Source organism: Kitasatospora sp. NPDC051702 (assembly GCF_040681575.1).
Classification (GTDB): Bacteria; Actinomycetota; Actinomycetes; order Streptomycetales; family Streptomycetaceae; genus Kitasatospora.
The window spans coordinates 34,803-56,110 of record NZ_JBFAZB010000003.1 but is presented as its reverse complement, the minus strand read 5'-3'; the positions used below and the strand labels follow the sequence as shown (position 1 = coordinate 56,110).

Here is a 21,308-nt window from a genome sequence, read left to right as displayed (position 1 = left end):
GGATTCCGCCGGGCGGGCCCCGGGCGCGCCCCGGCTGATCGGCTGGGGCGGGCCCTAGCCGATCAGCTCCTCCAGCAGGTCCCGGGTCTGCCGCGTGGTCAGGCCCTCCCCGGCGGCGCGGGCCGCGTCGAACCCGTCGTCCCCCAGCAGCCGCCGCAGCTCGGCCTCCGCCCGCTCGCGCTCGGCGCGCTCCAGGAAACCGCCCTTCGGGCCGTTCAGCCCGCCGTGCGCCCCGTGCAGCGCGGCGGCCTGCCGGGCCTTCGACAGGTCGCCGTCTCGGACGGCGAAGGCCCGCAGCACCCCGACCGCCGCCGGGACCACCATGACCGTCATCTGCTCGGCGAAGCCGCTCGCGACCTCCATCGAACGGAGCAGCCGCCGCCCTTCGCGGAGCAGGGCGAGCCCCTCCTCGGGGTCGCCGCCCCGGGCGGTGATCCAGCCCCGGGAGGTGGTCAGCAGCCCGGCCACGATCCCGGGGGCGAAGCCGCCGACGCTGGACACGGTCAGCTGGTCCAGCTCGGCCAGGGCCAGCCGGTACTCGCCGCGGTAGGCGTGGATGCCGCAGAGCGTCAGCCGCCCGAACAGCAGCGCGCCGGTGGTGGCCTGGTCCACGGCCGGCGAGTCGATCCCCGCGAGGGTCTCCCGGATGATCCGCTCGCCCTCGGCCATGTCCCGTTCCAACAGGGCGGCGCCCATGTTCACCTGCAGGATCGGCACCTCCTGCGGCGCCCCCAGCTCCTCGGCCAGCGCGATCGCCCGCCCGTAGGCGGCGACCGCGCCCTCGGCGTCGCCGCCGTTGGCCAGCGACTCCCCGCGGGCCGCCAGCGCCTGGGAGGTCCCCCAGAGGTCGCCGGCCTGCTGGTACAGCGCCAGCGAGCGCTCGCCGTCCAGGATCCCCTGCTCGGCCCCGCCCGGCCAGTCGTTCATCATCTTGGCCCGCACCTGCAGGATGAAGGCCAGGTCGCTCGGCTCGCCGTGCTCCTCGCAGCCGCGCACCGCGTCGTCCAGCAGGTCCTTCATCTTCTCCAGGTGGCCGGCCAGGAAGGCGCCGAACACCCGCATCAGCGCCGGGAAGCGGTAGGACTGCGGCAGGTCCGGGGTGTAGACCGCGAGCAGGTGCTCGGCGACGGCGAGGGCGTCCGCGTCCCCCAGCACCTCCAGGTTGCCCTCGAACAGCCCGATCAGCCGGTGCATCGCCAGCAGTCGCCGGGCCTCCTCGACGACCCCGTCGGGCATCGGCACGCCCTGGGCCAGGACGCCGCGCTCCAGCGGCACCGGTGGCGGGGTGCCCGGGGCGAACGGGTCCGGGCCCAGCCCGGCGACCGCGGTGTACCAGCCGCGGGCCTCCATGCTGTAGCCGCGCAGCGACCAGTACCAGCTCATCCCGAGGGCGAGGACCAGCGCCTGCTCCTCGTCCGCCAGGTCGATCGCGCGGCGCAGCGCGGCCCGGATGTTGTCCTGCTCGCGCTCCAGCGTCGACAGCAGGTGCAGCTGGCGGGGGCCGTGGATGTCCAGGTCGGCGGCGGCGACCACCGCGCGGAAGTGCGCCAGGTGCCGGGCCTCCGTCGCGCTCCGCTCCTCGCCCGACTCGGCCAGCCGCTCCGTCGCGTACTCGTGGATGGTCTCCAGCATCCGGTAGCGCGGCAGGGCGCCGTCGTCCAGGTCGGCCACCAGCAGGGACTTGTCGACCAGCGACAGCAGCAGGTCGGCGACCTCCTCGCGGGCGACCCCGGTGCCGTCGGCGCAGATCGCCTCGGCGTCCTCCAGCTGCCAGCCCCCGGCGAACACCGAGAGCCTGCGCAGCACCGCCCGTTCGCGCTTGCCCAGCAGGTCCCAGCTCCAGTCGACCACCGCGCGCAGGGTCTGCTGGCGCGGCAGCAGGGTGCGGCTGCCCGCGGTCAGCAGGGCGAACCGGCCGTCCAGGCGGTCGGCGATCTGACGGGCCGTCATCACCCGAAGCCGGGCGGCGGCCAGTTCGATGGCGAGCGGCAGGCCGTCCAGGCGGCGGCAGATCTCGGCGCAGGCCTCCGGGTCCCCGCCCGGGTCGAAGCCCGGTCGGGCGGCGGCGGCGCGCTCGGCGAGCAGCCGCAGCGCCACCGGGTCGGGCAGCGGCTCGACGGGCAGCACGCTCTCGCCGGGGACGCCGAGCGGCTCGCGGCTGGTAGCGAGCACCGTCAGCCCGGGGCATTCGGCGAGGAGGACGTCGGCGAGGTCGGCGGCGGCCTGGATCAGGTGCTCGCAGTTGTCCAGGACGAGCAGCATCCGGCGGTGGCCGCAGTGCTCGACCAGGCGGCGCACCGGGTCCTCGGCGCGCTTCTCCATCACCTCGGCGACCATGTTGGAGCTGTGCAGGACGATCTCGCGCAGGCCGAGCGCGGAGACCACCGCGGCGGGCACCGCGTCCGGGCTCTCCAGCGGGGCGAGTTCGGCCACCCAGACGCCGTCCGGCCACAGGCCGGCGGACTGCTCGGCGCGGCCGGCCTCGATCGAGAGCCTGGTCTTGCCGGAGCCGCCGGGGCCGGTCAGGGTGACCAGCCGACTGTCCGTCAGGGCCGCCCGCAGCGCCGCGAGGTCGGCCTCCCGGCCGACGAAGCTGGTCAGCCGTCCGCGCAGGTTCCCGCGCGGGAACGGTACGGGCGCGGCGGGCGGGCCCGCTGCGGGCGCCGGTATCGGCTCCGGCGCGGCGGCCTGCGCGGACGGCTCCGGTACGGGCTCCGCCGGTGCCAGCAGCTCGGCGTACAGGGACTGGAGCCGGCGCCCCGGGTCGACCCCGAGCTCCTCGGCGAGGGCCCGCCTGGTCCGCTCGTAGTGGCGCAGGGCCTCCGCCGTCCGACCGCTCTCGTGCAGCGCCCGGATCATCAGCTGCTGCAACGGCTCGTCCAGCGGCTGCCGTTCGCACAGCTCGGCGAGTTCGGCGACGAGGTCGGCGGCCCGGCCCAGCCCGAGGTCCGCGGTGATCCGGTGCCGGCGGGCCTCGTCGCGCTGGGCCTCCAGCCGGGCGGCCGGGCCGCCGCGGTCCGGCAGGTCGGCCAGCGCGGGCCCGCGCCACAGCGCCAGGGCGGCCCGCAGCCGGTCGGCGGCGAGCGCGTGGTCGCCGGTGTCGAGGGCCCGGCGGCCCTCGGCGCCGAGCCGCTGGAACTCGGCGAGGTCGGTGGCCGGGCCGGTCAGCCAGTACCCGGCCGGGCCGGAGCCGACCTCGTCCCGGCCGATGGTGCGGCGCAGCCGGCCGACCAGGGTCTGCAGTGCGGCGGAGGAGTCCTGCGGCGGCTCGGCCTCCCACACCTCGTCCACCAGCAGGTCGGCCGGCACCGGGCGGCCCTGCCGCAGGGCCAGTGCGGTGAGCAGCGCCCGCAGCCGGGCGCCGCCGAGCGGCACCGGCGTGCCGTCGTCGTGGTGGGCCGTGGTCGTTCCGAGGATGCCGTAGTGCACCGGACCATTCTGGTCGATGGGCGCCTCCGGGGCCGCACAATTGTCCTGTCGGCCGTCCCGTCCGCCGCCCGTCGGCCGTCCGCCGGCCCGCTCCGGCCCCGCCACCGGGGGCGGAACCCGGGACGGGGTCCCGGACGTTCACCCTGGGCGGCTTGTCCGTCCACCGGAGCGCCGGGCATGATCGGTCCCCGGTCCGGTCACCCGGACACCAGCCCGCACGCCCGGCCCGGACAGCCGGCCCGGCCACCCCTCGGACCCCCGGAGCACCCACGCCATGACCTTCGCCGCCACGCAGCGCTCACGCAGCGAGGACCGCCGGATCAGCCCGGTGTTCTGGGTGCTCCTCGCCGTCCTCGGCACGTCCGGCTGGGCGGTGTACGCCGGCTACGGCAACGCCTCGTTCGGGGTGTTCCTGTTCGTGGTGGCGGGCTGGATGGTCTCGCTCTGCCTGCACGAGTACGCGCACGCGCGCACCGCGCTGCACGGCGGCGACATCACCGTCGGCGCCAAGGGCTACCTGACCCTCAACCCGCTGAAGTACACCAACGTGCTGCTCAGCTTCGTGCTGCCGATCGTCTTCGTGATCCTCGGCGGCATCGGCCTGCCCGGCGGCTCGGTGTGGATCGAGCGGCACCGCATCCAGGGCCGGCTCAAGCACAGCCTGATCTCGGCGGCCGGACCGCTGGTGAACGTGGTGTGCGCCGCCCTGCTGCTGATCCCGATCGGCGCCGGCTGGCTGGACGACCCGAAGGTGCACGCGGTCTGGAACGGCTACGAGCTCACCGTGTCGCCGTTCGCCGGGGCGCTCGGGTTCCTCGGCCTGCTGCAGCTCAGCGCCGCCCTGCTGAACCTGCTGCCGGTGCCCGGCCTGGACGGCTACGGGATCGTCGAGCCCTGGCTGTCGCTGAAGACCCGGCGCGCGGTCGAGCCGTTCGCGCCGTACGGCCTGCTGGCCGTGTTCGCGCTGCTCTGGCAGCCCGAGGTGAACTCCTTCTTCTTCGGCGTCATCCACGACCTGATGAACCTGTTCGGCGTGGACCAGGACTACGCGACGCTGGGCCGGTACCTGTTCAGCTTCTGGAAGAACTGACGGCTCCCGGCCTCGGGCCGGGGCGGACGCGGGCCGGGGCCCGTCCGGTGGATCCCGCCGGGCGGGCCCCGCTCCGTCCGGCGGATCCGCCCCTACGCCTGCTCGGCGGCCTCGACGGCCTCGGCGATGCGCGCGCGGCGGCGGTTCAGCCAGAGCACGTTGCTCGCCACGCCGGCCATCGGGAGCCAGATCAGGCCCAGCCAGAAGCCCTGGGTCAGCGAGACCACGGCGGCCGCCAGCGCGAGGACGACGACGATCAGGGCGAAGAGGGACGTGCGGGGCATGGCGGGAGGCTCCTAGGGGCGGCTACGGACGGCCGGGTCGTGGCCGGAGCCCATTGTCGCCGACCTCACCTCCGGACCGGGTCCGGGGGTGAGGCCGACACGCCCGTCGGGCTCAGACGTCGGTCACCCGCAGGCCCGCGTGGGCCTTGTAGCGGCGGTTGACCGAGATCAGGTTGGCCACCAGCGCCTCCACCTGGTGGGCGTTGCGCAGCCGGCCCGCGAAGACGCCCCGCATGCCGGGGATCCGGCCGGCCAGCGCCTGCACGACGTCGGTGGCGGCCCGCTCCTCGCCGAGCACCATGACGTCGGTGTCGATCCGCTCCACCGACTCGTCCTGCAGCAGCACCGCGGAGAGGTGGTGGAAGGCCGCGGTGACCCGGGAGTCCGGCAGCAGGGCGGCGGCCTGCTGGGCGGCGCTGCCCTCCTCCGGCTTCAGCGCGTAGGCGCCCTGCTTGTCGAAGCCGAGCGGGTTGACGCAGTCGACGACGATCTTGCCGACCAGCTCCTCGCGCAGCGCGGTCAGGGTCGCGGCGTGCCCGTCCCACGGCACCGCGACGATCACCACGTCGCTCTCCCGGGCGGCGGTGGCGTTGTCGGCGCCGCGCACGCCGACGCCCAGCTCGGCGGCGGAGGCCTCGGCGCGGGCCGCGTCGCGCGAGCCGATGATCACCTGCTGGCCGGCCCTGGCCAGTCGGAGGGCGAGTCCGCGCCCCTGGTCGCCGGTGCCGCCCAGGACACCGACCACCAGGTGCGAGACGTCCGGCAGTTCGTGGGCCGGGTTTGTCGCTGAATCGAGGGAAGTCATGGGCCGATCCTGCCAAATGCCCGGCCGGGCGCGACATTCTGGGCCGCATGGACGCGGTGAGAGTTTCGGCACTCCGGCAGCACCTGGCGGGCACCGGCTGGCTGGAGGCGGTCGGCGGCTTCGCCGGATCGCTGCGGCGCGCGGTGTCCCGGCGCGGGGCCGGCGAGCTGCTGCTGGTCGGCACGGAGGCATACGAGCCCTGGCACCTGGCCGCGCACCTCGCGGACGAGGCCGCCTGGTCGGCCGTTCCCCGACTGGCGCCCACCCTGCTGCGGCACCGCCCGCCCGCCGGCGCCGCGGCCCACCTCGCGCACGACCTGGACCGGCTCGCCGCGGCCCGGCGCGGCGCCACCGTCCTGGTGGTGGCCCCGGACGCGGCCGGCGCGCCGCTGCTGGAACGGGTTCAGGACGCCCGGCGGCACGGCGCGACGGTGCTGGCGCTGGACGGCGCCGCCCCGACCTCGCCGGGCGACCTCGGCGGGCTGGCGCACGAGCGGCTGGCCGTCGGCACCGCCGCCGAGGAGCCCTTCGACCTCGCCCAGCACCTGGTGAGCGCGGCCGCCGGGCACCCCCCGGCCCGCCGGCCGGCGCTGGAGCGGCTCGCCGGGCTGGCCCGGCGGCTGACCGCGCCGCCGGCGATCAGCCGCTGGTAGCGCCGGCGCCGTCAGCCACGGCCGGACGGGCGGAGCCGCGGGCGGGCAGGCGGGGCCGCGGGCGGCGCCGGCCGGAAAACCCTTTGCGGCGGCGGGAACGCCCGCCGCAGGATGGTGGTTCGTGAACGACGACGAACCACCGCATCCCCCCGGCCGGGTGCGGTCGCTGCTGCGTGCCCTCCGACCCGACCTCGCGCCCTGGCACGCCTCCCGCGACTTCCGCTTCCTCTGGCTCTCCGGCTGCGTCACCAGCTTCGGCAGCTTCCTGACGTACGTGGCCGTGCCGATGCAGATCAAGCAACTGACCGGCTCCTCGTTCGCGGTCGGCCTGGTCGGCGCCTTCGAGCTCGTGCCCCTGATCGTCTTCGGCCTCTGGGGCGGCGCCCTCGCCGACGCCCTGGACCGCCGGAAGCTGGTGCTGCGCTCCGAGGCGGCCCTCGGGCTGCTGGCCGGGCTGCTGCTGCTCAACGCGCTGCTGCCGTCGCCGCTGCTCTGGCCGGTCTACGTCGTCGCCGCACTCGTCGCGGCCTGCGACGGGCTGCAGCGCCCGGCGCTGGACTCGCTCACCCCGCGGATCGTCCCGCACCAGCACCTGGCCGCCGCGTTCGCCCTCAAGTCGCTCTACCACAACGCCGCTTCGGTGGCCGGCCCGACGCTGGCCGGCGTGGTGGTGGCCTTCTCCGGGGTGCAGACCGCGTACGCCCTGGACGTGCTGACCTTCGTCGTCTCGCTGCTGCTGCTCGCCCGGATCCGGGCGGTGCCGCCGGCCACCGGCGCCGAACGGCCCTCGGTGGCCGCGGTGCTCACCGGTGTGCGGTACGCCTGGAGCCGCAAGGACCTGCTCGGGACCTACGCGATCGACCTCTGCGCGATGCTGTTCGCCTTCCCGGTGGCCGTCTTCCCCTTCCTGGCCGCCGAGTTGGGCGCGGACTGGGCGCTCGGCCCGATGTACGCGGCCTCCGCGGCCGGTGCCCTGCTGGTCGGGGCGACGAGCGGCTGGACGTCCCGGATCCACCGGCACGGCCGGCTGCTGCTGGTCGCCGCCGTCGGCTGGGGCGCGGCGATGACGCTCGCGGGCCTGTCCGACGGCGTCTGGCCGGTGCTGTTCGGGCTGGCGCTGGCCGGCGGCGCCGACCAGATCAGCGGGATCGCCCGCTCGACGATGTGGAACCAGTCCATCCCGGACGAGGTCCGCGGCCGGATGGCCGGGGTCGAGCTGCTCAGCTACTCCGTCGGCCCGCAGCTGGGCCAGGTCCGGGCGGGCACCATGGCCGGGCTGATCGGCGTCCGCGCGGCCGTCTGGACCGGCGGCCTCGCCTGCGTCGCCGCCGTCCTGGCGGTCGCGGCCGCGCTGCCCCGCCTGCTCGCGTACGACGACCGGACCGATCCGCACGCCGCCGCCGTCCGCGCCCGGCACGAGGCGGCCGAACGCGAACAGGCCGAACGCGAGCAGGCCGAGCCCGAACCCACCGGGTCCGCACGGACGGACGGCGAGCGCGCCGGGCGGGCGCCGGCGGCGAACTGACGGCCGGACAGGACCTACTCGGCCCGGTCCTCGGGCTGGTCCGTCCGGTCCGTCCAGCGCGGGTCGTTTTGCCACTCGCGGTTGCGCTCGTCCGCGGTCTGCAGGGCGTGCGCGGCCTCCTCCGGGCTGCCGTACGGCCCGAGGCGGTCCTTGGCGGGGCACTCCGGCCCCTCCTCGACCTTGCCGTGCTTGATGCAGTAGAACCACTCGCCGGGCTTGCCGGTCGGCTTGCGGTGGAATCCCAGGGGCATGGTGCCCTCCCGTCGACGTGTTGGGGTCGTACTGATCATTCCCCGGCCCGGGCCGCCGCGCACACCACCCGATCGGTCCGGGGCCGGCCGATAGACTCGCGGCCATGGCACTCGTACCCGGCATCCAGTCCCCCACCCGCAAGGTCCCGTCGCACATCGCGCGCCCCGAGTACGTCGGCCGGCCCGCCCCGGCGCCGTACACCGGGCCCGAGGTGCAGACCGCCGAGACGATCGAGAAGATGCGGATCGCGGGCCGGATCGCCGCGCAGGCGATGGCGGAGGCCGCCGCGCTGATCGCCCCCGGCGTCACCACCGACGCGCTGGACGCCGTCGCCCACGAGTACATGTGCGACCACGGCGCCTACCCGTCCGACCTCGGCTACCGCGGCTTCCCCAAGTCCGTCTGCACCTCGATCAACGAGGTGATCTGCCACGGCATCCCGGACTCGACCGTGCTGCAGGACGGCGACATCGTCAACATCGACGCCACCGCCTACATCCACGGGGTGCACGGCGACCTCAACGCCACCTACCTGGTCGGCGACGTGGACGAGGAGTCCCGCCTGCTCGTCGAGCGGACCAGGGAGTCCCTCGACCGGGCGATCAAGGCGGTCAAGCCGGGGCGCCAGATCAACGTCATCGGGCGCGTCATCGAGTCCTACGCCAAGCGCTTCGACTACGGCGTGGTGCGGGACTTCACCGGGCACGGCATCAACACGTCGTTCCACTCCGGCCTGATCATCCCGCACTACGACAGCGAGCGGGCCACCGAGGTGATCAAGCCCGGGATGACCTTCACCATCGAGCCGATGCTGACCCTCGGCACCTACGACTACGAGATCTGGGCGGACGGCTGGACGGTCGTCACCAAGGACCGCAAGCGCACCGCCCAGTTCGAGCACACCCTGGTGGTCACCGCGGACGGCGCGGAGGTCCTCACCCTGCCGTGACCCCCGCGCGGCGCGCCGCCGTCAGCCGATGAGCCACTGCTCCTCGGCGACGGCGCCCACCTCGGTGCAGGCGTCGGTCAGCACGTCCAGGACGCGCAGCGGGTCCGGCAGCGGCTGCTCGGGACCGCGCAGCCAGCGCACCCGGGAGCCGTCCGGCAGGGCGGCCGGCGGCAGCAGGGTGTACGAGCCGCGGCAGTGCCAGCGCAGGCCGGGGTGCTCGGACATGGTGTCCGGCGTGGAGTCGAGCGCGCTCGGCCACCACTCGTCCTCGTCCTGCGGGGTACCGCGGGTGGCGGTGAAGAAGAGGTACCGGTCCTCGCCGACGGCGGCGACCGGGCCCTCGACGCCCAGCTCGGTCAGCCGCTCCAGGGCGAGCCGGCCGGCCTCCGCCGGGACGTCCAGCACGTCGTGGGCGCGGCCGGTGGCGGTGACGAAGTTGGCCTGGGGGTCGCGGGAGAGCCAGCGGGCGAGCTGTTCGGGGTCGGTGGTCGCCTGCGTCTGCCAGGCGAAGGACACCGGGTGCTGGGCGGGGGCCGGACAGGCCACCCGGTCACAGGAACACCGGTACCCGGCCGGATGGGCGGCGGGCGCGAGCGGGAATCCGGCGCGGACCGCGCCGAGCAGCTGATCCAGTCTGGCCGCGGGGCCGTCCACGTCGCCCGACCGGGCCCGCTGACGATCACGCTTCTGCCACCAGGTCGTCCACCTGCCGCCGGCTTCCATCGGGCCCCTTCCGCGCACTGCCGTGCCTGGTGCGACACAGCGTTCGACGTACCACTCCGACGCAACGCACAGCGCCCCCCGCTGCTTCCCGGGACGGTGCTCGGCCCTGCTGTCCGCGCCCTGCCGACCGGATCCGGGGTCACCGGAGGCCGACGCCCGGGTCACGGTACGAAGTCGCGGCAGCACGCTGTCCGCGCCATCTCGGCCGGAACGCACGCGGATTCGCGCCTCGCCCGGCCCGTACGGGGCCCGCTGACCCGGGTGAACCCCGAGGGCGTAACAGGAAGGATAAGGGTGCGCGGGGCATCCGGATGACCGGGGGCGGTGCCTCTCCGGTCACACTCCCGGCACCCGGCCGACACACGGCCTGCGCCGGACCCCCCTGCCACGTCCTCCCGGCACGGCCCGGACCAGCCGTGCGGCCCGTCCGCACGGCCCCGCCGGCCGACTGCTCCGGCCGGCGCTCCGGTCACCCGTGCGGAGGTGAGACCCTGGTGGGGTGAAGAGCACGGACACCGCATTCGTCGGCGGCCCCCTGGACGGCCGGATCCTCCCCGTCCCGCTGGGGCCGATGTTCGGCGTGCCGAAGAAGTACACGGTGCCGGTCCCCGCGCACGGGGACACCCCGGCGCGCACACTGGTCTACGTCCGGTCCAAGCAGGTGCGGGGCATCAGCTGGCACTGGCGCTACGAGTTCGACGAGGCGGCCACCGCCCGCGCGTCCGGCTGACGGCCGCGCCCCGCGCGTCCCGGGCCGCCCTCGCAGCCTCCCCGGGAGGACGGCATGGCGAGAACGGTACGGCACCCCAGGTCCCGCTCCCAGGCGGTCGCGCACCACAACCGGCAGGTCGCCGGCGTCACCGGGGCCCTGCTGGTGGTGGTGAGCCTCTACACCGTGGTGATCGGCCCGAACGGCTGGCTCTGGTTCGGCTGGGCGGTGCTGCTGCTCGCCTGCGTGGCCCTGTTCGCGGTCCGCTCCTGAGCGGCCGCACCGCCCGTCGCCCCGGTACCGGTCGGCACCCCGCACCGGTCAGTCGTCCTCGGCGAGGATCAGGTACAGCTTCTTGCGGGCCTCGGTGAGCACCGCCAGGCCCTTGGTGCGCTGCGCCTCGGTGCCCGTCGTCATGACCTGACGGATCGCCTGGTCGACGGCGGCCAGCGCCTGGCCGACCTCCTGGACGGCCTCCCAGTCGACCTCCCGGCCGGCCTCCGCCCACGGCTCGGCGGGCCCCGCCTCGGCCACGGCCCGGCCCGCCTCGGTGAGCGAGACCAGCCGCTTGCCGCCGACCTCCTCGGCCGTGATCAGGCCCTCCTCCTCCAGCAGCTGGAGGTTGGGGTAGATCGAGCCGGGGCTGGGCCGCCAGGCCCCGCCGGTCCGCTCGACGATCTCGGCGATCATCTCGTAGCCGTGCATCGGCCGTTCCTTGAGCAGGGCCAGCAGCGAGGCGCGGACGTCCCCGCGCCGGGCCCGGCCGCCGCGCCGACCGTGCGGACCGCCGCGCCGGCCGCCGTGCCCGCCGAAGCCGTGGCCGAACGGGCCGCCCATCGGGCGACCGGGGCCGCCACCGCCGAACGGCGGGCCGAAGCCGCCGAAGGCCTCCCGGCCGCCGAAGCCCTCGAAGCCCTCCGGCCCGGGGCCCGGCCCGAACCGGCGCCGAGCACCGCGCGGGCCCTCTCCCCTGAATCGCATTCCCGGGTTTCCTGAGCGCATGGCGCCCACCTCCTTGTCGACCGAGCCAGTCGAGTTACTGTCTCGATAGCTCGACGATATATCGGTGACTGTCGCTCGTCAACGGATTCCGACACGGCCGCCGGACGCGGCGCCCGTCCGCGACCCAGCCGCTACGGTGGCGCGCATGGCCGGAGAACGAGACCTTGCGACCCTGCTGCGCGGAATGCGCCCGCTGCTCAACCCGGGGCGGTACGTGTACTGCACGCTCCCCGCGAAGGTGCCCGCCGGAATGCGGCCGGTGGTGACCGTCGCCGAACCGGAGGGGGTGACGGTGGTGGTGACCCAGGAGGAGGCCGACGCACTCGGCCTGCGCTACTCGTACGTGGCGGCCTGGATCACCCTCCGGATCCACTCCGCCCTGGAGGCCGTCGGTCTGACCGCGGCCGTCTCCGGGCGGCTCGCCGAGGAGGGCATCAGCTGCAACGTGGTGGCCGGCTTCCACCACGACCACCTGTTCGTCGGCGCCGACGACGCCGAGCGCGCCGTCCGGGCCCTCGAGGAGCTGGCCGCCCGGTCCACCTGACGCAGCCGCCGGGTGGCCGCCCCCGGGCGGCCCCCAGACACTGGGAGCAGGCCGCCCGGCCACCCCGGCCGGCCGGCCCCGACCGGAAGGAGACGGCCGCCATGGCCATCTGCGTCACCTGCGGCAACGACTACTGGCTCGCCTTCGAGATCAGGACGGTCACCGGCGACACCTACACCTTCGACAGCTTCGAGTGCGCGATGGAGAAGCTCGCGCCGCGCTGCGAACAGTGCGACGTCCGCATCGTGGGCCACGGCGTGGAGGTCGCGGGCATGTTCTTCTGCTGCGCCAACTGCGCCCGGGTCAACGGCGGCCTGGGCGAGCAGATCCGCGACGCCGTCGGAGTCCACCCGTCCTGACCCCGCCGGGGCCCGCATCCGGAACTCCACGGCGGGGCGCCGGAACACCACCGAGGGCCCTCCCACCTGTCGTTTCCGCAGGTCGGAGGGCCCTCGTGAAGTCAGGGGCGGAAGAGTCGGCCTTGTACGCCGGGTTCTGTCTCCCGGGTTGCTCGCGCGGCCCGGGGAGGCGGCCATCCATCTAGGACTGCCGTTGCCGACAGCCTCGTGCGGTCTACCCGCGAGCTCGGGCGAGCAGCCCTCGAACACTCGCGCACGGTGCCCGAGGACACCGATCTTGACCTTGCTCCAGGTGGGGTTTACCGAGCCGGCCGGGTCACCCCGGTCGCTGGTGGTCTCTTACACCACCGTTTCACCCTTACCCTCCGCCGAAGCGGTGGGCGGTCTGTTTTCTGTGGCACTGTCCCGCGGGTCACCCCGGGTGGGCGTTACCCACCACCCTGCTCTGTGGAGCCCGGACGTTCCTCGGCGGGTCCTGGGACCCGTCGCGACCGCCCGGCCGGCTCTTCCGCCGTAGTGGTCATCGTAGCCGCTCGGGCGGCGCCTCCCGCACACCGGACCGGTCCACCGGCGGATCGCCGCCGAGGCGGGCGGCCACCCGGGCGGCCGTCCCGGTGGCCCACGCGGTCGTGGTGACCAGGCCGAGGAGGGAGATCGCGCAGCCCAGGCCGACCAGGATCCACCAGCCGGCGTGGGTCGCCGGGGCGAAGCCCGTCGCCACCGGGCCGACCACGGCCGCCGTCACCACCGTGCCGATCACCGCCACCCCCAGCGACTGGCCGACCTGCCGGCTGGTCGAGGCGACCGCCGCGGCCACCCCTGCCTGGGCACGCGGCATGCCCGAGACGGCCGCGTTGGTGATCGGCGCGTTGACCGTGCCGAAGCCGAAGCCGAACAGCGCGTACGCGACCAGCAGCAGCGCCGGCGGGGAGTCCGCGGCCAGCCGGGTCAGCAGCAGTCCGCTCGCGGCCAGGCCCAGCCCGGCCGCGACCAGCGGCCCGCGCGGCCCCCGGGCCGCGACGACCCGCCCGGACAGCGGCGCGCAGACCAGCATCATCCCGGCCATCGGCAGCGTCCACAGGCCGGCCTCGATCGGGCCGTAGTGCCGGACGCCCTGCAGGTAGAGGGTGTTGAGGAAGAGGAAGCCGCCGAGCGCCGAGAAGGCGCAGACCGCGGTGACGGTGGCCCCGGTGAACGGCGCACCGGCGAAGAACCGCGGGTCCACCAGCGGCTCGGCCACCCGCCGCTCCCAGAGCGGGAAGGCGACCAGCGCGGCCAGCGCGGCCGCCGCCAGGGCGAGGATCAGCGGGGACGTCCAGCCGTGGCCCGGGCCCTCGATGATGGCGGCGGTCCCGCAGCCGAGCAGGACGACCATCAGCAGCTGTCCGACCGGGTCGAGCCTGCGCGGCCGGGGCGAGCGGGACTCCGGGACGAAGCGGACGGTCAGGGCGATCGCGACCAGGGCGACCGGGACGTTGATCAGGAAGATCGACGGCCAGCCGGCCGCGTCGACCAGGAAACCCCCGAGCAGCGGGCCCAGCGCCATCGAGAGGCCGACCACCCCGCCCCAGACGCCGATCGCCCGGGCCCGCTCCCGCGGGTCGGTGAAGGTGTTGGTGATGATCGACATGGCCACCGGGTTCAGCATCGAACCGCCGACCGCCTGCAGGGCGCGGAACGCCACCAGCCACTCGAGGTCCGCCGCCAGGCTGCACAGCAGCGAGCCGAGCGCGAAGCACGCCAGCCCGGTCGTGAACACCCGGCGGCGGCCGAAGCGGTCGGCCACCGAGCCGAACAGCATCAGCAGGGAGGCGAGGACCAGGGTGTAGGCGTCGATGATCCACTGGAGCCCGGACGCCGGGGCGTCGAGGTCCCGCTGGATCGCCGGGAGCGCGACGTTCACCACGGTGTTGTCCAGACCGACGATGAACAGGCTCAGGCAGCAGATCGCGAGGACGAGCAGACGGCGGCGGCGCTCCGGGGCGCTGGAGGGGTCGGCTTCGGGCACGCACCGATCCTCCCATCCCCGCGGCGCTCAGACGGCGGCGAAGCGGACCGTCCGGGTGGCCGGGTCGGCCCGGGTCAGCCGGACCCGGACCAGGCCGCCGAGCGGCAGGGCGCCGGGCGCGGCGGCGCCCGCCTCGGCCGGGCCGTCGCAGCGGGCCCGGACGGCGGGCTCGCGCAGCTGCACCGTGCCGGAGCCGGGCCGCTTCCCGTCCACGTCGACCACCACCGCGGTGAAGTCCTCGCCCTCCCGGCCCGTGAGCAGCTCCGCCTCGACCAGGTCCACGCAGGCCCGTTCGACCTCGGCCGCCCGGCGGTCCCCGGTCGCCATCAGGCCCGGCACCTCGGTCAGCGCCTCGCGCGCCCAGTCCGGCACCTCCTCCCCGGCCGCCACGGCGGCGCACACCTCCTGCGCGAAGCGGTCGCCGAGCCGGCGCAGCGGCGCCGTGCAGTGCGCGTACGGGGCGGCGAGCGCGGCGTGGGCCGGATCCGCCGGGGCGGGCACGCCGCGGGCTTCGTCGAAGGCCCGGTAGCCGGCGCCCCGCAGCAGGCCGGTGCACGCGTTGAGGAAGGCGGCGTCCAGCGGGGTGTCCGGGTCCAGCGAGCGGACCAGCTCCGGGTACGGGAGCCCCTGCGGCCAGTCCACGTCCAGTGCGGCGGCGATCCGGCGCAACCGCTCGTACGCGGCGGCGGGGGCGGCCGGCAGGGTGCGCAGCAGGCCGACGCCCGCGTCCAGCATCAGTTCGGCCGCGGCCATGCCGGTGAGCAGCGAGATCTGCGCGTTCCAGCCGTCGGCGGGGCCGGCGGCGCGGTAGCCGAGCACGTACCCGTGCAGGGTCTCCTCCACCTCCTGCTCGGGCACCGGCAGGCTGACGCCGCCCCGCGCGCGCTCCTGCTCCTCGCGCAGCCGGCCGACGGCGGCCAGCAGGGCGAGCTGCTCGTCGGCGCCGCCCAGTTCCACCGCGCGCTCGACGGCGGCGTAGTCCAGGCGCCGGTGCGAGCGGACCAGGGCGCGGCGCAGGTCGGCGAGCAGCACGGCGCCGTCGGCGTCGAGGTCCAGCTGCCAGAGCAGCGCGGGCCGGGGCTCGCCGGGCAGCAGGCTGGCGGCGTCCTCGGAGATCCGGGCGGGGTGCAGCGGGACGCGGTGGTCCGGGAAGTAGAGGGTCTCGACGCGGCGGCGGGCCTCGGCGTCGATCGCGCCGCCCGGGCGGACGAAGGCGGCGACGTCGGCGATGGCGTAGTACACCCGGTACCCGCCGCCGGGGCGGTGGGTCAGGTGCATGGCCTGGTCGAGGTCGCGGGAGCCGGGCGGGTCGACGGTGAACAGGGGCAGGTCGGTGGCGTCGTACTCGGGGAGCCGGGGGCGTTCGGCGGCCTCCTCCGCCTCGGCCAGCACCGGTTCGGGCCACTCGGTGTGGACCTCCAGGCTGGCGCGGAGCTCGGCCAGTTCGGCGTTGATCCGGGCGGAGTCGGCGGCCTTGACGCGCAGTTTTCGGCGAGGCATGCAGGCAGCGTAGGGCGAATCGGGTGATTCCGGACGGAGGCGGCCGCCCGGCGGCGTGCCGCGAACTCACCGCCCCAGCAGGGACTTGAGGTCCTTGGCGGCCAGCGAGACCGCGTCGTCGTAGCCCCCGGTGGCCAGCCGCAGCATGAAGGCCACGGCGTCGTCCGGGTGCGGGTCGGTGTACGGCTCGGCGTTGTAGTCGAGGAACAGCAGCATCGCCTCGAAGGCGGTGCGCTTGTTCCGGTCGACCAGCGGGTGGTTGCGGGCCAGGCTCTGGCCGAGGGCGGCCGCCTTGGACCAGAGGTCCGGGTAGGCGTCGCCGCCGAACAGGCTCGCCTGCGGGCGGGCGATCGCCGAGAGCAGGCCGCCGAGGTCGCGGACGTTCCCCGGACCGCCGGCGAGGTAGGTGACGTCGTCGAGGTCCAGGTACTCGGTCACAGGTCCTTGAGCCTCTCCAGCGTCTCCGCGTTGGCCGCACGGATCCGGGCCACCAGGGCCGCACGGCGCTCGGCCCGGCCCGGCCCGGCACGTTCCGGGGGCTCCGACGGATCCGGGGACTCCGGGGACGGCTGCGCCGCCGGCCGGGACGGCGGCCTCGGGTGCTCGGTGAGGACGTCCGGGACGGCGGAGCGGCGGACGTCGAAGGCCAGCTCGGCGGTGTCCGAACCGGCCGGCGCCTCCGTCACCCGGACCCTCCCGGCCATCACGGCCTCGGCGGCCGCGCGCACCGCGAACTCCAGGGCCTGCCGGGTCTCCGCCGGCAGGCCGGCGGGCACGGGCACGGACAGGGCCTCCGCCGCGGCGTCGTCGTCGCCGGGCACCGGGTCCAGGGGTCGCAGGGTCATCTCGTTCACGCTCCTCGTTGCTCACGGTAGTGGCGGACGCCGGCCGGGCCCACCGGATTTCAGGGGCGCGGGCACGGACCGGGCGCGGAAGGTGCGGGAGGTACGCGCGCGGGAGGTACGGGCGGGGGCAGCCGGGCGGCCGTCCCGGCGACGGTCGCCCCCGCCGGGGTCCGGCGGCCCGGCGGTAGGGTGGCGGGGTCCGTCTGCCACAAAGTGTTGAGGAGTCCGCTGTGCTGGTGCTGTTGCCGCCCTCGGAGGGCAAGGCCGCGTCCGGGGACGGCGTGCCGGTGGCACTCGACCGGCTGTCGCTGCCCGGGCTGACGGCCGCGCGCGGCGCGGTGCTGGACGCGCTGGTCGGCCTCTGCCGGGGCGACGAGGACACCGCCGCCGGGGTGCTGGGGCTCAGCCCGGGCCTGCGCGGGGAGGTCGCCCGCAACGCCGGGCTGCCGACGGCGGGGGCGCGGCCAGCCGGCGAGGTGTACACCGGCGTGCTGTTCGACAACCTGGGCCTGGCCACGCTGGACGCCGCCGCGTACGACCGCGCGGAGCGTTCGCTGCTGGTCTTCTCCGGTCTCTGGGGCGCCGTGCGGATCTCCGACCGGATCCCGCCCTACCGCTGCTCGATGGGCGTGAAACTGCCGCCGCTGGGGGCGCTCGGAGCGTACTGGCGGGGCGCGATGGCCGACGTGCTGCCCGAGGTGGCCGACGGGTTGGTGCTGGACCTGCGCAGTTCGGCGTACGCGGCGGCGTGGAAGCCGGCTGGTGAGGTGGTGTCCCGCACGGCGACCGTCCGGGTGCTGCAGGAGCGCAACGGCAGGCGCACGGTCGTCAGCCACTTCAACAAGGCGACCAAGGGCCGTCTGGTGCGGGACCTGCTGGTCGCGGGGGCCGAGCCGAAGACGCCCGGTGAACTGACGGACGCGCTGCTGGGCCTCGGCCACCGGGTGGAGGTGGCGGCCGAGGGGACGGCGCGCAAGCCCTGGCAGCTGGACCTAGTGGTCACCGAGGTGCACTGAGCGCGGCGGCCCCGCGGCGCGCCTCCGGGGCGGGGCACCGGCCCCGGCCCCGGCGGCGCGGACGCTCAGCGCAGGTGCGAGGTGTCGTTGAGCAGCCGCAGCGAGGCGTTGCCGTCCGCGTAGTACTGGACGGAGCACAGCGCGGCGGCGGACAGCTCCATCCGGTACATCGAATCCGGCGGGGCGCCGAGGGCCAGGCGGACCAGCGTCTTGATCGGGCTGACGTGGGAGACCACCAGCACCGTCCGGCCCGGGTTCCGCGCGATGATCTTGTCCCGGGCGACGCCGGCCCGGTGGGTGAGCGTGGTGAAGCTCTCGCTGCTGCCGGTCGGCTTGGCCTTGGCCGAACCGAGCCAGGCCGCCAGGTCGTCCGGGTAGCGCTCCTGGACCTCGGCGAAGGTCAGGCCCTCCCAGTCGCCGAAGTCGACCTCGCGCAGCCCGTCCTCGTACCGGACCTCCAGGCCGAGCCGGGCCGCGACGATCTCCGCGGTCTGCCGGGTGCGGCGCATCGGGGAGGCCACCACGGCCTGGACGCTGCCGCGCGCGGCGAGCGCCGCGGCGGCCCGTTCGGCCTGCCAGCGGCCCCGGTCGGAGAGCTCCGGGTCGGTGCCGCCGCTGCCGGAGAACCGCTTCTGCGGGGTCAGCGCCGTCTCGCCGTGGCGCAGCAGGACGAAGGTGGTCGGGGTACCGAGGTCGGCCTCGGCCGCCCAGCCGGCCCTGGGGGCGGCGGTCTCCAGCGGCGGTTCCGCGGCGACGGCGGCGGCCTTCGGCCGGGGCTCCCACTGGCGGCCGGCCCGGCCCGCGTCCATCGCCTCGTTGGCGAGCCGGTCGGCGTCCTTGTTCCGCTCGCGCGGGATCCAGGTGTACGTCACCCGGCCGCGCGGCAGGACGGTGCGCGCCTCGGCGGCCAGCGGCTGCATGTCGGGGTGCTTGATCTTCCAGCGGCCCGACATCTGCTCGACGACCAGCTTGGAGTCCATCCGGACGTCCACCGAGGCGTCCGGGTCGAGGTCCCGGGCCGCCTTGAGGCCGGCGATGAGGCCCCGGTACTCGGCCACGTTGTTGGTGGCGTGGCCGATGAACTCGGCGGCCTCCGCGACGATCTGCCCGGTGTCGCCGTCCCGGACCACCGCGCCGTAGCCGGCCGGCCCCGGGTTGCCCCGGGACCCGCCGTCAGCCTCGACGATGAAGCGTGCCGCCACCGGTTCAGACGCCCGAGTCGGCGGTCCGGACCAGGATCCGCGAGCAGTTCTCGCAGCGGACCACCTTGTCGGCCGGCTCGGCCTTGATGGCGTTCAGCTCGGTGATGGAGAACTCGGTGCGGCAGCCCTCGCAGCGGCGCTGGTACAGCCGGGCCGCGCCGACGCCGCCCTGCTGCTCGCGCAGCTTGCCGTAGACCTTGAGCAGGTCGGCGGGGATGACGGCGGCGACGGCCTCGCGGTCCCGCTTGACCTTCTCGGCCTCGCCGTCGATCTCGGCGAAGGCGGCGTCGCGGCGGGCCTCGGCCTCGGTGAGGACGACGGTGGAGTGCTCCAGGCGGGCGCCCAGCTCGACGACCCGGCCCTGGGCGCTCTCCAGCCGCTCCATGACCTCCAGCACGACCTCCTCCAGGTCGCCCTGGCGCTTGGCCAGCGAGCCGATCTCGTGCTGGAGGTTCTCCAGGTCCTTCGGCGAGGTGATCGCGCCGGAGTTGAGGCGCTGCTGGTTGCGGGCGGACCGGGCGCGGACCTGCTCCACGTCCCCCTCCGCCTTGGTCAGCTCACGGGTGGTGTCGCCCTGCTGGGCCTCGGCGGCGACCACCAGGTCCTTGAGCGCGGTGTGGTCGGCGGAGGCCTTCTCGATCTCGGCGTGCTCGGGCAGGGTCCGGCGCCGGTGGGCCAGCTGGTCGAGCTTCGAGTCGATGGCCTGGAGGTCGAGCAGGCGGATCTGGTCGGCGGGCGCGGCGTTCAAGCGGAGGGCTCCTGTGAATCGGGTCAGGCGGTGAAGGACATGGGGGCGTGCGCGGTCCACGGGTCGGTGACCCGGTGGGAGACCTTGGTCTCCACGGCCCAGCCGCGCTTGTCCGCGGCGGCCAGCAGGGCCCGCTCGGCCAGGGTCAGCCAGGGCCATTCGGTGGCCCAGTGCGCGGCGTCGACCAGCGCGACCGGCGCCGCCTCGGCGGCCTCGGACGCCGGGTGGTGGCGCAGGTCGGCGGTGAGGTAGGCGTCCACCCCGGCCGCCCGCACCTCGGCGAAGAATCCGTCGCCCGAGCCGCCGCACACGGCGACCCGGCTCAGCAGCCGGTTCGGGTCCCCGGAGACGCGGACCCCGGCGGCGGTGGCGGGCAGGCCCCTGGCGACCTGCGCGGCGAAGGCGGACAGCGTCAGCGGGGGCTCCAGCAGGCCGATCCGGCCGGAGCCGCGGCGGCCCAGCGGGTCGGTCGGGTCCGGCACCAGCGGGCCGGTCACCCGGAGTCCGACCGCCTCCGCCAGCGCGTCCGAGACACCGGGGTCGGCGTGGTCGGCGTTGGTGTGCGCGACGTGCAGGGCGATGCCGTTGCTGATCAGCGTGTGCACCACCCGGCCCTTGAAACCGGTCGCGGCGACGCTGGTGGTGCCGCGCAGGTAGAGGGGGTGGTGGGTGACGACCAGGTCGGCGCCCCATTCGACGGCCTCGTCCACGACCGTCTGCACGGGGTCGACGGCGAACAGCACGCGGCCGACCTCGGCCTGAGGGTCCCCGCAGACCAGGCCGACGGCGTCCCAGGACTCCGCCCACTGCGGGGGGTAGACCTCTTCGAGCGCGGTGATGACGTCGGACAGTTTCGGCACCTGTCGAGACTACCGTGCGCGCGGGGGCGGTCGGGCCCCGGCCGTGGGGCGGGGCGGGCCGGGCCGCGGGAGCCGGAGGAGTCCGGGGTGCCGTTCGGGCGGGGCGCGGGCCCCCGTCGGGCGGGGGTCGGGCCCGAGCGGGGGGCGGCGTTCGGACGGAGGTGCCGTCGGCGTACGGATGCGCGTCAACCGGCGGAGGGGGCGGCCGGGAGCGACCGGCGCGGCCTCCGCGCCTCCGCACGCCGGGCGCGCGTTGCTCACACCGGGGCCCTCGCACGAAGGCGAAACGAAGCCCGGATCACCCTTATGAGTGAAGTGACCGGCGCTCCGTTGAGTCACCCCCGCCTCGAAAGTAACTTCAGTCCTGCGAACGGGAGTTGCCCCGGGAGGCGCCCCGACTTGGCGGTCCGGACGGCGCTCCGCCCCGCGCGGGCCCGGCAGGAGCGGGCACCGGGCGGGGCACGGCGGGGCCGGTGACTCCGGCCCCCGGGGCTCCCGCTCCTTCCGAGGAACCGATCAGGCCGGGGCGTCGGCCCGGGTGCCGGAGCAGTGGGCACCCGGGCCGGCGGCCCAGACGAAGGGATGTGGCGGCGCATGGAGGCGGACACATCGCTGCGTACGGCCGCGGGCGGGGAATCGGCGGGCCACGGGCCGGATGCGGCGGCCCCGTGGCCGGGGACGACGCGGGCGGCGCCGGCCGGCGCCGGAGGCCGGGGAGGCGACGACGACCGGGAGGTCGCCGTCGAGGGCCTCCGGTGCACGGCCGGGCCGTCTGCGTCGGGTCCACCGGATCCGCGACGGGCCC

General features: G+C 75.5%; 22 protein-coding genes and 1 other RNA gene. 9 read left to right on the top strand and 14 right to left on the bottom strand.

The genetic code is table 11. The features are described 5' to 3' along the window. Positions 1-54: 54 nt before the first annotated feature. Entirely contained in the window at positions 55-3,429 is a 3,375-nt protein-coding gene (locus AB0N04_RS03765) for a BTAD domain-containing putative transcriptional regulator (protein ID WP_360214592.1), read from the bottom strand. A gap of 274 nt (positions 3,430-3,703) precedes the next feature. On the opposite strand from AB0N04_RS03765, the gene AB0N04_RS03760 reads away from it, so the two are divergent. Beyond that, positions 3,704-4,519 (top strand): site-2 protease family protein, encoded by an 816-nt coding sequence (locus AB0N04_RS03760; RefSeq protein WP_360214590.1) that lies wholly within the window; start codon positions 3,704-3,706, stop codon positions 4,517-4,519. Positions 4,520-4,611: 92 nt separating this feature from the next. Here the strand turns inward: AB0N04_RS03760 and AB0N04_RS03755 are convergent, their stop codons facing one another. Together AB0N04_RS03755 and npdG are read right to left on the bottom strand one after the other, a co-directional pair. After that, positions 4,612-4,803, bottom strand: a complete 192-nt coding sequence (locus tag AB0N04_RS03755) for a hypothetical protein (RefSeq protein ID WP_360214588.1) — start codon at positions 4,801-4,803, stop codon at positions 4,612-4,614. 112 nt (positions 4,804-4,915) lie between these two features. Next, positions 4,916-5,608 carry an NADPH-dependent F420 reductase gene (gene npdG, locus AB0N04_RS03750; RefSeq protein WP_360214586.1) on the bottom strand — a complete coding sequence of 231 codons (693 nt, stop codon included), beginning with the start codon at positions 5,606-5,608 and terminating at the stop codon, positions 4,916-4,918. A 47-nt stretch (positions 5,609-5,655) separates the two neighbouring features. On the opposite strand from npdG, the gene AB0N04_RS03745 reads away from it, so the two are divergent. Both AB0N04_RS03745 and AB0N04_RS03740 read left to right on the top strand, forming a co-directional pair. Continuing rightward, positions 5,656-6,261: a hypothetical protein gene (locus AB0N04_RS03745; protein ID WP_360214584.1), complete on the top strand. Its 606-nt coding sequence runs from the start codon at positions 5,656-5,658 to the stop codon at positions 6,259-6,261. Between the two features lie 121 nt (positions 6,262-6,382). Next, a complete protein-coding gene (locus AB0N04_RS03740) occupies positions 6,383-7,786 on the top strand; it encodes an MFS transporter (RefSeq protein ID WP_360214582.1) in 1,404 nt (467 codons plus the stop codon). A 14-nt stretch (positions 7,787-7,800) separates the two neighbouring features. Here the strand turns inward: AB0N04_RS03740 and AB0N04_RS03735 are convergent, their stop codons facing one another. Continuing rightward, positions 7,801-8,037: a hypothetical protein gene (locus AB0N04_RS03735; protein ID WP_360214580.1), complete on the bottom strand. Its 237-nt coding sequence runs from the start codon at positions 8,035-8,037 to the stop codon at positions 7,801-7,803. A 104-nt stretch (positions 8,038-8,141) separates the two neighbouring features. Here AB0N04_RS03735 and map point away from each other — a divergent pair, with 104 nt between their 5' ends. Further along, positions 8,142-8,987 (top strand): type I methionyl aminopeptidase, encoded by an 846-nt coding sequence (gene map / locus AB0N04_RS03730; RefSeq protein WP_360214578.1) that lies wholly within the window; start codon positions 8,142-8,144, stop codon positions 8,985-8,987. Positions 8,988-9,008: 21 nt separating this feature from the next. On the opposite strand, the gene AB0N04_RS03725 is transcribed toward map, so the two are convergent. Continuing rightward, complete coding sequence (locus AB0N04_RS03725; protein ID WP_360214576.1) at positions 9,009-9,710, bottom strand: bifunctional DNA primase/polymerase; 702 nt, start codon at positions 9,708-9,710, stop codon at positions 9,009-9,011. Between the two features lie 499 nt (positions 9,711-10,209). Here AB0N04_RS03725 and AB0N04_RS03720 point away from each other — a divergent pair, with 499 nt between their 5' ends. After that, a complete protein-coding gene (locus tag AB0N04_RS03720; RefSeq protein ID WP_360214574.1) occupies positions 10,210-10,440 on the top strand; it encodes a hypothetical protein in 231 nt (76 codons plus the stop codon). A 54-nt stretch (positions 10,441-10,494) separates the two neighbouring features. Continuing rightward, positions 10,495-10,692 (top strand): hypothetical protein, encoded by a 198-nt coding sequence (locus tag AB0N04_RS03715; RefSeq protein ID WP_360214572.1) that lies wholly within the window; start codon positions 10,495-10,497, stop codon positions 10,690-10,692. A gap of 48 nt (positions 10,693-10,740) precedes the next feature. On the opposite strand, the gene AB0N04_RS03710 is transcribed toward AB0N04_RS03715, so the two are convergent. Then, complete coding sequence (locus AB0N04_RS03710) at positions 10,741-11,400, bottom strand: helix-turn-helix transcriptional regulator (protein ID WP_360214570.1); 660 nt, start codon at positions 11,398-11,400, stop codon at positions 10,741-10,743. Positions 11,401-11,566: 166 nt separating this feature from the next. Here AB0N04_RS03710 and AB0N04_RS03705 point away from each other — a divergent pair, with 166 nt between their 5' ends. Continuing rightward, entirely contained in the window at positions 11,567-11,965 is a 399-nt protein-coding gene (locus AB0N04_RS03705; RefSeq protein ID WP_360214568.1) for an ACT domain-containing protein, read from the top strand. A gap of 101 nt (positions 11,966-12,066) precedes the next feature. Further along, positions 12,067-12,324 carry a Prokaryotic metallothionein gene (locus AB0N04_RS03700; RefSeq protein ID WP_360214566.1) on the top strand — a complete coding sequence of 86 codons (258 nt, stop codon included), beginning with the start codon at positions 12,067-12,069 and terminating at the stop codon, positions 12,322-12,324. Positions 12,325-12,432: 108 nt separating this feature from the next. Here AB0N04_RS03700 and rnpB read toward each other — a convergent pair. The 5 genes from rnpB to AB0N04_RS03675 form a co-directional block, all read right to left on the bottom strand. Beyond that, an RNA gene (gene rnpB, locus AB0N04_RS03695) (RNase P RNA component class A) lies at positions 12,433-12,831 on the bottom strand. Positions 12,832-12,844: 13 nt separating this feature from the next. After that, positions 12,845-14,332, bottom strand: a complete 1,488-nt coding sequence (locus AB0N04_RS03690; RefSeq protein WP_360214564.1) for an MFS transporter — start codon at positions 14,330-14,332, stop codon at positions 12,845-12,847. 27 nt (positions 14,333-14,359) lie between these two features. Next, positions 14,360-15,832, bottom strand: a complete 1,473-nt coding sequence (locus AB0N04_RS03685; RefSeq protein ID WP_360214562.1) for an RNB domain-containing ribonuclease — start codon at positions 15,830-15,832, stop codon at positions 14,360-14,362. A gap of 66 nt (positions 15,833-15,898) precedes the next feature. Further along, a complete protein-coding gene (locus AB0N04_RS03680) occupies positions 15,899-16,270 on the bottom strand; it encodes a Fic family protein (RefSeq protein ID WP_360214560.1) in 372 nt (123 codons plus the stop codon). After that, entirely contained in the window at positions 16,267-16,677 is a 411-nt protein-coding gene (locus AB0N04_RS03675; protein WP_360214558.1) for a hypothetical protein, read from the bottom strand. Before AB0N04_RS03675 ends, AB0N04_RS03680 begins: the two co-directional genes overlap by 4 nt. A gap of 230 nt (positions 16,678-16,907) precedes the next feature. Between AB0N04_RS03675 and yaaA the strand changes: the two genes are divergently transcribed. Beyond that, positions 16,908-17,693 carry a peroxide stress protein YaaA gene (gene yaaA, locus AB0N04_RS03670; protein WP_360214556.1) on the top strand — a complete coding sequence of 262 codons (786 nt, stop codon included), beginning with the start codon at positions 16,908-16,910 and terminating at the stop codon, positions 17,691-17,693. Between the two features lie 65 nt (positions 17,694-17,758). On the opposite strand, the gene AB0N04_RS03665 is transcribed toward yaaA, so the two are convergent. Genes AB0N04_RS03665 through AB0N04_RS03655 form a run of 3 tightly spaced genes read right to left on the bottom strand, consistent with a single transcriptional unit; the run spans position 17,759 to position 20,503 of the window. Beyond that, positions 17,759-18,895, bottom strand: a complete 1,137-nt coding sequence (locus AB0N04_RS03665) for a bifunctional RNase H/acid phosphatase (RefSeq protein WP_360214554.1) — start codon at positions 18,893-18,895, stop codon at positions 17,759-17,761. 4 nt (positions 18,896-18,899) lie between these two features. After that, positions 18,900-19,643 carry a C4-type zinc ribbon domain-containing protein gene (locus tag AB0N04_RS03660; RefSeq protein ID WP_360214552.1) on the bottom strand — a complete coding sequence of 248 codons (744 nt, stop codon included), beginning with the start codon at positions 19,641-19,643 and terminating at the stop codon, positions 18,900-18,902. A 23-nt stretch (positions 19,644-19,666) separates the two neighbouring features. Then, the gene (locus AB0N04_RS03655) at positions 19,667-20,503 is read right to left on the bottom strand and encodes a Nif3-like dinuclear metal center hexameric protein (protein ID WP_360214550.1); all 837 of its coding nucleotides are present in this window, start codon (positions 20,501-20,503) and stop codon (positions 19,667-19,669) included. Positions 20,504-21,308: the final 805 nt, after the last annotated feature.

Excerpts from the sequence above, each read along its gene's own strand:
- AB0N04_RS03760 (WP_360214590.1), top strand. The coding sequence starts at position 3,704 with ATGACCTTCGCCGCCACGCAGCGCTCACGCAGCGAGGACCGCCGGATC.
- AB0N04_RS03755 (WP_360214588.1), bottom strand. The coding sequence starts at position 4,803 with ATGCCCCGCACGTCCCTCTTCGCCCTGATCGTCGTCGTCCTCGCGCTG.
- npdG (WP_360214586.1), bottom strand. The coding sequence starts at position 5,608 with ATGACTTCCCTCGATTCAGCGACAAACCCGGCCCACGAACTGCCGGAC.
- AB0N04_RS03745 (WP_360214584.1), top strand. The coding sequence starts at position 5,656 with ATGGACGCGGTGAGAGTTTCGGCACTCCGGCAGCACCTGGCGGGCACC.
- AB0N04_RS03735 (WP_360214580.1), bottom strand. The coding sequence starts at position 8,037 with ATGCCCCTGGGATTCCACCGCAAGCCGACCGGCAAGCCCGGCGAGTGG.
- map (WP_360214578.1), top strand. The coding sequence starts at position 8,142 with ATGGCACTCGTACCCGGCATCCAGTCCCCCACCCGCAAGGTCCCGTCG.
- AB0N04_RS03725 (WP_360214576.1), bottom strand. The coding sequence starts at position 9,710 with ATGGAAGCCGGCGGCAGGTGGACGACCTGGTGGCAGAAGCGTGATCGT.
- AB0N04_RS03715 (WP_360214572.1), top strand. The coding sequence starts at position 10,495 with ATGGCGAGAACGGTACGGCACCCCAGGTCCCGCTCCCAGGCGGTCGCG.
- AB0N04_RS03710 (WP_360214570.1), bottom strand. The coding sequence starts at position 11,400 with ATGCGATTCAGGGGAGAGGGCCCGCGCGGTGCTCGGCGCCGGTTCGGG.
- AB0N04_RS03705 (WP_360214568.1), top strand. The coding sequence starts at position 11,567 with ATGGCCGGAGAACGAGACCTTGCGACCCTGCTGCGCGGAATGCGCCCG.
- AB0N04_RS03700 (WP_360214566.1), top strand. The coding sequence starts at position 12,067 with ATGGCCATCTGCGTCACCTGCGGCAACGACTACTGGCTCGCCTTCGAG.
- AB0N04_RS03685 (WP_360214562.1), bottom strand. The coding sequence starts at position 15,832 with ATGCCTCGCCGAAAACTGCGCGTCAAGGCCGCCGACTCCGCCCGGATC.
- AB0N04_RS03675 (WP_360214558.1), bottom strand. The coding sequence starts at position 16,677 with ATGACCCTGCGACCCCTGGACCCGGTGCCCGGCGACGACGACGCCGCG.